The sequence below is a fragment of the Vibrio sp. 10N.222.46.A1 genome (assembly GCF_041473595.1).
GTDB classification, from domain to species: domain Bacteria; phylum Pseudomonadota; class Gammaproteobacteria; order Enterobacterales; family Vibrionaceae; genus Vibrio; species Vibrio tasmaniensis_A.
On the sequence record NZ_JBFRSN010001554.1, the window covers coordinates 1 to 1,620 of the forward strand.

General features: G+C 40.7%; 2 protein-coding genes. Both read left to right on the forward strand.

Annotated elements, in window-relative coordinates; translation table 11 throughout:
- A partial coding sequence (locus AB4496_RS28025; protein WP_372133308.1) for a helix-turn-helix domain-containing protein occupies positions 1 to 536 on the forward strand: 536 nt, incomplete at its 5' end.
- Between the two features lie 186 nt (positions 537 to 722).
- A partial coding sequence (locus AB4496_RS28030; RefSeq protein WP_372105663.1) for a PP2C family serine/threonine-protein phosphatase occupies positions 723 to 1,620 on the forward strand: 898 nt, incomplete at its 3' end.

The window sequence follows — 1,620 nt, forward strand, 5'->3', positions numbered from 1 at the left end:
CCGTGACCGAGACAACAACTAATTACCAGTTAGCTGACAAGTTCGGAATCCCAAGATCAACCATTCAAACGTGGCATAGTCACGAAAGAACCGCATTTGAGTTAATTGTTCGTGCGCATTTGGCAACTGGTGCATCGGTTAAGTACATGGCACTAGGTGAAGGTGAACCTTTCGAAGGTAAGAAGAGTGATTCTGCATCTACTGAAAGCATGCAAATATCTAAATTGCTGGATGGAGTGTTGGTAGAAAGTGGCAATATGGCGATAGACCACTCTACTTTAGAGCGATTCGGCCTAAAAGCATCACTGACCCAAGTGGTCGAAGATGATGCTGGTATCTATTACGTCAACCAAGAATCAACCGACCCTGTAACAGGCGACTACCTCATTGATATTGATGGGCGCTTGTCGATCAACTACCTGCAACGTTTACCGGGTAAGAAGCTGGCTATTGCGTTCGGTGAATCGACCATTGAAGTTGCAGAAGAAGACATTAAAGTTCTAGGCCGAGTGGCTATGGAAATGAAGAAGAAGTAATTTGCAATCAATTATTTATTGAGTCAATGCTAGTAACTGATATGAGAAGACGCTCTTAATAAATGTTATGTTATATTCTGTCTTATGTAAGCAGGTGCCAGCATAAAAGCTAGTCCGCTAATCAAGAGCTCAATCAAAATTTTAGATTTGAATTAAAATCATTACACACAAACAGGGCTGATTAATATGCAAGATATATTAACAAAAAGGCTAAATAGACCTGTAAATGGGAACCGGTCATCCGTTGTACATGAAGTCGGAGCGACGTTAGCGACAACTGTCGGGCTTATCAGAACTGAAAATGAAGATCGGGCAATTTCTGCTCGTTTCTATAGTTCAAAAATGGAGCGCTACATATACTTTTATATTCTTAGTGATGGTATGGGAGGTATGGTTAATGGGGGGCTTGCCGCAACTCACACTGTCTCAATGTTTTTAAGCTCTATAATACCTCTTATCGAGTCAGGCATTGAAATAGATCAAGCGATACAACAGTCTGTGTTTTCTGCTCATCAGATCGTTTCCGAATCAACAAACGGTAAAGGTGGAGCAACTTTATCAGCTATAGTCAGCCATGAACCAGGTGAATTCTTTACCGTCAATGTTGGTGATAGTCGAATTTATCAATGCACAACAAGCAATTCTATTTTTCAAATCACTGAAGATGACGATGTAAAAAGCTTCCTCGAAAAACTCAACGGAATCGAACTAAACAGCCTAATAACGAAGAGAAATGGTCTAACAAAGTATATAGGCATGGAGGGAGAATTAGAGGTCACTGTTGAGTCATGCTCTGCACTCTGCGATTTGTTAGTTATTTCTGATGGTATAAGCCAAATTGGAGAAGCTAACTTAGTTGGCCTATATGAAAATAAGACAACCGATAGTGAATTCGTTCAACGTTGTATACATTTGTCCAATTGGCTTGGCGGTCATGATAACGCAACAGCAATCTATGCTTCTTTGGCAAACCTAACATATCACCCAGAAACTACCGAAGTCACCCATAACTGCCTTGAAGTTTGGGATTGCCATGGTTACATCATTATTCCCTTAGCACAACTACCTTCGAAAGGTAGACACC